Source organism: Inquilinus sp. (assembly GCF_057815775.1).
This window is the reverse complement of record NZ_JBYRFX010001192.1, coordinates 1-4,038: the sequence shown is the minus strand read 5'-3', so window position 1 is coordinate 4,038 and position 4,038 is coordinate 1. Positions and strand designations below refer to the sequence as shown.

At 66.7% G+C, this 4,038-nt stretch carries 7 protein-coding genes; 3 read left to right on the top strand and 4 right to left on the bottom strand.

Annotated features, from left to right (window positions below; all coding sequences use genetic code 11):
* Positions 1-428, top strand: a 428-nt coding sequence (locus tag AC3XYG_RS42410; protein WP_489145952.1) for a hypothetical protein, incomplete at its 5' end; no start/stop codon positions are given.
* 151 nt (positions 429-579) lie between these two features.
* A complete protein-coding gene (locus AC3XYG_RS42405; protein ID WP_489145951.1) occupies positions 580-1,101 on the top strand; it encodes a hypothetical protein in 522 nt (173 codons plus the stop codon).
* A gap of 14 nt (positions 1,102-1,115) precedes the next feature.
* Here the strand turns inward: AC3XYG_RS42405 and AC3XYG_RS42400 are convergent, their stop codons facing one another.
* The 3 genes from AC3XYG_RS42400 to AC3XYG_RS42390 form a co-directional block, all read right to left on the bottom strand.
* Positions 1,116-1,397, bottom strand: a complete 282-nt coding sequence (locus AC3XYG_RS42400) for a hypothetical protein (protein WP_489145950.1) — start codon at positions 1,395-1,397, stop codon at positions 1,116-1,118.
* Between the two features lie 105 nt (positions 1,398-1,502).
* Positions 1,503-2,039 carry a dimethylsulfonioproprionate lyase family protein gene (locus tag AC3XYG_RS42395; RefSeq protein ID WP_489145949.1) on the bottom strand — a complete coding sequence of 179 codons (537 nt, stop codon included), beginning with the start codon at positions 2,037-2,039 and terminating at the stop codon, positions 1,503-1,505.
* Positions 2,040-2,157: 118 nt separating this feature from the next.
* Complete coding sequence (locus AC3XYG_RS42390) at positions 2,158-2,706, bottom strand: DinB family protein (protein ID WP_489145948.1); 549 nt, start codon at positions 2,704-2,706, stop codon at positions 2,158-2,160.
* Between the two features lie 68 nt (positions 2,707-2,774).
* Between AC3XYG_RS42390 and AC3XYG_RS42385 the strand changes: the two genes are divergently transcribed.
* Positions 2,775-3,395 carry a TetR/AcrR family transcriptional regulator gene (locus AC3XYG_RS42385; RefSeq protein ID WP_489145947.1) on the top strand — a complete coding sequence of 207 codons (621 nt, stop codon included), beginning with the start codon at positions 2,775-2,777 and terminating at the stop codon, positions 3,393-3,395.
* Positions 3,396-3,404: 9 nt separating this feature from the next.
* Here AC3XYG_RS42385 and AC3XYG_RS42380 read toward each other — a convergent pair whose 3' ends face one another.
* Positions 3,405-4,019, bottom strand: coding sequence for a TetR/AcrR family transcriptional regulator (locus tag AC3XYG_RS42380; RefSeq protein ID WP_489145946.1), 615 nt, complete (start codon positions 4,017-4,019; stop codon positions 3,405-3,407).
* Positions 4,020-4,038 lie beyond the last annotated feature (19 nt).

Genomic DNA, 4,038 nt, shown 5'->3' with positions numbered 1-4,038 from the left:
TTCAGTTCTATATTTCTGATCCAACGATAAATACGGAGATGCCAACGGACTGGACAGATGAAGTCCTGCGTCGGCGCATCTTTGCCGCCGACGGCATCCTGGTGGTGGCCACGGCGCGGAATGCAGTCGTGCCGGTGCGGGTCGAACTTCATGATGTGGATCCACACGTGGCGATAGAGGCGGCCCACCACGCGGTCATCGGCAGCTTGCGAACGTCCGGCGAAATGGTCATCGCCGGCCCGACCGACTATCTTCCCGACGCCGTGCGAGTGCCGGTTCCCGCCGGAAATTTGCGGGTCCTGGTCGTCTTTACCGGGCTGGGCACGATCAGCGAAGATGGCCTTGAGGGCGAGGATCGTTATGTCGTCCATCTTTGGCCCGGCGAGAGCGACGATGTCGCTGTTCTGCGCCAGTGGAACGGCGGCTGACAATCGGATTGGCCGGGCGTAACGGATCTCGGAGACGATTGTGGGACCGCATCTGCGGAAGCTGTTGTCCATAGCTGGCGAGCCGCTTTCGGACGCTATCGGTTCGGCGGAGGCAGGGTTGCACCTCCCTGGGGCCGGATCGGACCTCGCCTTGGCGCTCGCCTTGAAGAATGGATTTTTTGCCTTCGAGTCGGCGCTCTGCGTCTTTTCCACAGGGGCGTCTCGATTGGCGCACGACCTCACAGCGTGGAATGAGCCTGCCCTGTGGAAGAATGACTATCCGTTATTCCCGCAGAACTGCCTCTGCTTCGGAGAGGACATATTCGGCATCCAGTTTTGTTTCATGGATGGGGTGATCTTCAAGTTCGACCCGGAGACGGGGGGATTCGAGCGGATCTGCGCAACAATCGAAGATTGGGCCAGACTGATTCTCGATGATTTCGACTCCATGACTGGCCACAGCCTGGCCCATGCTTGGCAGATGGCGCACGGCCCACTGGCACCGAAGCACCGCCTCGTTCCGCTGACGCCGTTCGTGTGCGGCGGCGGATTCTCGATCGCCAATCTGGCTGCCACGGAAGCGGCGAGGGGGATGAGGGCGCGTGCCGATCTGGCACGGCAAATTCACGATCTCCCCGATGGGACGCAAATCCGGTTCAAGGTCGTGCCGTAGAAGTCCCTGGGCTCCTAAGGCCGGCCTTCGCAGCCCGTGAAATGAGTGGCGCCTATCCCGTCTCCATCGTCATAGAGGTAGAGGGTAACGGGACATGACTGCCCGCCGGCCCATCTCACGGCAGCTTCGACCGAAATGCCCTCGCGCTGGTCATAAATCACGAAGTCGAGCGGCGGTGTTGGCAGGGCCTGGTCCGCGTCCACGCAGCTGTTGTCGTGCTCCGCGGCCTCGATGATGGCGTTGACCCGCCGCCAGCGGTACGGGCGCTTCCGCCGGTCGATGATGTTCCAGATCATTCAATGTTCATGCGCTGACCGCATGTCCTGTTGGCTCCCCCTTCTATCATGTCGGAGCGAATGCGGCATGAGGCCGTCGCGATGGCTCGGTCCGGTGCCGCCCCGTCACGACAGCGGCAGGCACCAGATGGCCAGGAACGGGTTTTCCCCCGCCCGCATGGCGTGGACGATGTTGGCGGGATTGTAGACCAGCCCGCCGATGCCGGGTTCGTGCCAGGGGCCGGCCTCCTGCCGCCACGATCCGCCTGACAGGGCGATGTAGAGTTCCTCGGGCGGATGGCGGTGATCGGGATAGACGGTCTCAGGCGCCATCACGGAGATGCCGATTCTTGCCGTTTTGCTCGGCAGGAGGCCGTCCGGGCCGGTGATCACTGCATCGGCATAGCGATCCGCCAGGGTAGCCGACCTGTGGCGCTCGCTCCGGTTGCTCCAGCCGAGCCGCGGCTCGATCGCTCGAAACGAGGCGGCGAGCCTGCGCAGGGCCGGCCTGGTCGCCTCAAGCTGTTCGTAACAGGTCTGGAGATGCGTGCAGGCCGGCTGCCGGGCAGGCCGCATCGCGCCGATCTCCGGCTGGCTGGCGGAAAGGCCGGCAAACACGCGCCGGTGGGCCTCGTGCTGCGGGCCGCCGTCGGGCAGGCGCACATCGATGGCGTCCTGCAGATCGCGCAGGAATGCCTTCAGATCGGAAGCGACAGTCTCCGTCATGCTTTCAACTGGCCGGGCTGGGGATCCTGCCGTCAACGTAGCACGGGCCTGACGGTTACCCCACCGCCGCCGAAGCCGCAGCCCGACCCCGGCGCGACGGTTCGGCCCGGTGCAGATGCACGGCGTAGGTATCCCAGGGCAGCCGGAGGCTCGGTGCCGGGCCGGCCGCAAGCTGGGTCAGGATCCGGCCGACCTCGCCGCGATGGTAGCCGCCATGGGTGACGACATGGGTCAGCATCTCCTGGCAGGTCACGCCGCCCGTGTCGCCATCGGTGAACGCGAAGGACACGAAGCCGGACAGCAGCTCCGGCGTCGCCGTGTCGAGATAGTCGAGATACCAGCGGTCCGAGGCTGTCACATCGGCCCGAAGATCCGCCAGATCCGGCGTCTCCGGCGTGTTGTCGGCGGCAAAGCCGTGCGCCTCGCCCGTGAGATGGGCGGCGAAGATCCGACCGACCACATGGCAGTGGTTCATCAGCCGCAAGGCGGTGTGCCGTTCCGTGCCGTGCCGGTCGGGGTCGAGCCCCGCCATGGCGCCCAGCAGCTCTTCATGGCCCCAGGCCTGATAGCGGAACAGGCTGCGCAGCAGATCCACGGCACTCATGGTGGCCGATCCCTTCCGTGACTGGTAAATGTGAGCTCGGATTCCATATTCGTCGGGAGAGGGCCGGCATGTCCACTCGCGTTCCCGGGCCCCGGGCGGCGATGCGGAAAGCGCCGCGCCAGGCGCGGTCGCGGGCGACGGTCGAGGCGATCGTGCAGGCCGGCGCTCACATTCTGGGCGCGCGGGGCTGGTCGGGATTCACCACCAATGAGGTCGCCGATGCCGCAGGCGCCAGCATCGGCTCGCTCTACCAGTATTTCCCGAACAAGCTCGCTTTGGTCGCCGCCATCCGGCGCAAGCATTTCGACGACGTGCTGGCCGTGCTGCAGCAGGCGGGGGAGAACCGGACTTCGCCGGAGCAGAGGGTCGACGGCCTGGTCGAGGGCATGATCGCCATCCACCGCCTCGACCCGGCGCTGCACCGGGTGCTGCTCGACCTGCCGGGCCCCGAGGGGGCGAACTCCGCCTATGACGCGTTCCAGGCGGAGTATCTGCGCCGCTACGGCGCGGTGGTCGCGGCCTGGCGGCACGGCCGGGATGGCCGCGCCGACGGCATCGTCGCGCAGGTGCTGTCCTCGGCGGTCGAGGGCGTGATCCACAATGCCGCCCGGAGGGGGATGCTGGCCTCGCCGGCGCTGAAGCGGGAGCTGACGAGGCTGGTCTGCCACTATCTCGACCAGGGATCTTAGGACAGGCGGCTACCGCGCGCTTCTGCCCACCATCGCGACGATGGTCTCGAACAGTTCGTCCTGCGCCTCCCTGGCCGTCAGCTCTCCGGCCGCGGCGGCGCAGGACAGGGCTTCGGCGGCGCCGAGCATCGCCCGCAGGCCGGCCGGCGCGATGGTGCCGGCGCCGGTGAAGGGGGCGAGGGCGGTCCGGCATTTCGCCATGAACGCCACGTCGCAGTCGCGCTTGATCTTCTCCAGCTCCGGCGCGCCGGCCAGCGCCGCCATCACGCCGGGGATCTCGCGGCCCTGGGCCAGCACGCAATCGACATAGCTGGACGCGATGACGGTCGCCCGGCCGGCCAGGCTCGGCGTGCTGGCGGCGAGTGCTGTGTCGATCAGCGCGTTCTCATGCGCGTCGAATTCCCGGTAGAGCGCCAGCAGCAGCCCGGCCCGCGTGCCGAAATGGTCATAGACCACGGGCTTGGTGACGCCGGACCGCTCGGCCAGGCGCCCGAGCGTCAGGGCGTCCGTGCCCTCCTCCCGGACCAGCCGCCAGGCGACGTCCATCAGCTGGCGATGCCGTTCGTCCCGCGACAGGCGGCGGCGTGGCTGCGGGGCCTGATCCCCCGGTTCGATGCTTGACATGATTATGTACCAAAAGTAA

Excerpts from the sequence above, each read along its gene's own strand:
- AC3XYG_RS42380 (WP_489145946.1), bottom strand. The coding sequence starts at position 4,019 with ATGTCAAGCATCGAACCGGGGGATCAGGCCCCGCAGCCACGCCGCCGC.
- AC3XYG_RS42400 (WP_489145950.1), bottom strand. The coding sequence starts at position 1,397 with ATGATCTGGAACATCATCGACCGGCGGAAGCGCCCGTACCGCTGGCGG.
- AC3XYG_RS42385 (WP_489145947.1), top strand. The coding sequence starts at position 2,775 with ATGTCCACTCGCGTTCCCGGGCCCCGGGCGGCGATGCGGAAAGCGCCG.
- AC3XYG_RS42390 (WP_489145948.1), bottom strand. The coding sequence starts at position 2,706 with ATGAGTGCCGTGGATCTGCTGCGCAGCCTGTTCCGCTATCAGGCCTGG.